The organism is Cellvibrio mixtus subsp. mixtus J3-8 (genome assembly GCF_000766945.1).
GTDB classification, from domain to species: Bacteria; Pseudomonadota; Gammaproteobacteria; order Pseudomonadales; family Cellvibrionaceae; genus Cellvibrio; species Cellvibrio mixtus_A.
Genome location: NZ_KN266212.1, coordinates 260,361 through 262,086 on the forward strand (window position 1 = coordinate 260,361; position 1,726 = coordinate 262,086).

The following is a 1,726-nucleotide window of genomic DNA, read 5'->3' on the forward strand; positions in this document are numbered from 1 at the left end:
AAGGCGGTGCAGGCGGAGGAAGCTCTGGCGGAGCAGGCGGCGGCGCAGGTGCTGGCGCGGGTGCTGGAAGTGGCGGTTCGGGCCGTTCGGTTCCCCGCGACCCGTTGGTGCTCGATCTTGATGGCGATGGCGTTGAACTGACATCGTTGAATGGCAGCAATGCGTATTTCGACCTTGATGGCGATGGCTTCGCGACACGTACCTCCTGGTTAAAAGGAGACGACGGTTTCCTCGCTATCGATTTAAATCGGGATGGAAAAATTAATGATATCAGTGAACTCTTTGGTAGCCCGACACGTACCGGTTACGAAGAGCTCGGCGATCTTGACTCCAACTATGACGGAATAATAGATGCTAACGATGAACGTTTTGCTGACCTGTTAATTTGGAAGGATGCAAACGGAGACGGTACCAGCCAGGCCAATGAACTGAGTTCATTGAGTGCGATTGGTATAAAAGATATCAGTTTGGCACATGAGAATATTGCTCCGTCAGGTGATGCCGACGGGCAAATTGCTCGCCGTGGTTCATTTACGTGGGCAAATGGCACTCAGGGAATTGCTGAAACCTCGGGTATTGCTGCGGACGTTTTATTTACGTCCAGCCCAACATTTACCCGTTACGTGGGTAATGTGCCTATTGATCAGGCCGTTCTGGCTGTTAGCAATATTAAAGGTTATGGACAAATGCCGGACCTTCATATTGCGATGAGCAGGGACCCTGCACTCAAGAATTATGTGCTTTCATTGTTGGCAGCACCCACGGCGCAATCGTTGCTCTCCGGCTTCGAAACGTTATTGATTAAATGGGCGGGTGTTGAAGGTATTTCTATTAATCAAATAGATCCTAATCACCGTTTAAATGTAAATCCCGCTACAGGCAAAGTTGAATTCCGCAATGCCGGTGAGTCATTTACGTTAGAGCAACTGGGTGTGCTTAAACAGTATGCAGGGATGAGCGCATTATTACTGGGTGATGGCCAATGGTTTGATAATGGTAAACCGGTATCGACGGGCGATTATTATCGTGAAGCATTCAATCAGCTATCGAGGAATTTGCTGGTTAAGTTTGCAGTTACAAGCGGATTAATATCTGACTCTCTGCTTAAGTTCCGTTACGATCCTGCGACAGATTTGTTATCCATTAATCAGCCTATTAGCACTGAAAATTTCCGTCAGGCATGGCTTGCAATTGCAGGCAATCCAGACAATGTCGATGTAGTGAACAACAATTTATTGGTCATTGCCGCATTGTTGGAAATTGATCCGTCATTCAGGGCTGACTCTATCGCGGCGATGGATTTATTTACTACATCAAATCCAAATTCAGAAGTTTTGTCATTGGTATTTGAAAATCCTGTGTTCGGTTATTTAAATATTGATCTGGTATTAGGTAATTCCAACAAGAATATTATTTATGGCGATAACTCATCAAATGTAATTCTTGGCCTTGGTGATAATGATTCACTTTATGGTGGAGCGGGTGAAGATAAGCTTCTTGGCGGCGATGGTGACGATACTCTATACGGTGACCAGGGTAATGATATTCTCTCTGGTGAAGCTGGTAATGACTCGCTGATTGGTGGTGATGGTAATGATGTGCTTGATGGCGGTGTCGGTAGTGATACGTTAATCGGTGGCGCAGGCAATGATGTGTTTGTGTTCCGTAAAGGCTCTGGCAATGACACAGTTTTTGCGTACGATACCTCTGTCAATCGTGTCGATAC

1 protein-coding gene is annotated in these 1,726 nt (G+C 46.2%); it reads left to right on the forward strand.

What is annotated here, in order from left to right; genetic code table 11:
• Positions 1-107: 107 nt before the first annotated feature.
• The coding region (locus A596_RS18380) for a calcium-binding protein (protein ID WP_459542209.1) at positions 108-1,726 on the forward strand (1,619 nt) is incomplete at its 3' end.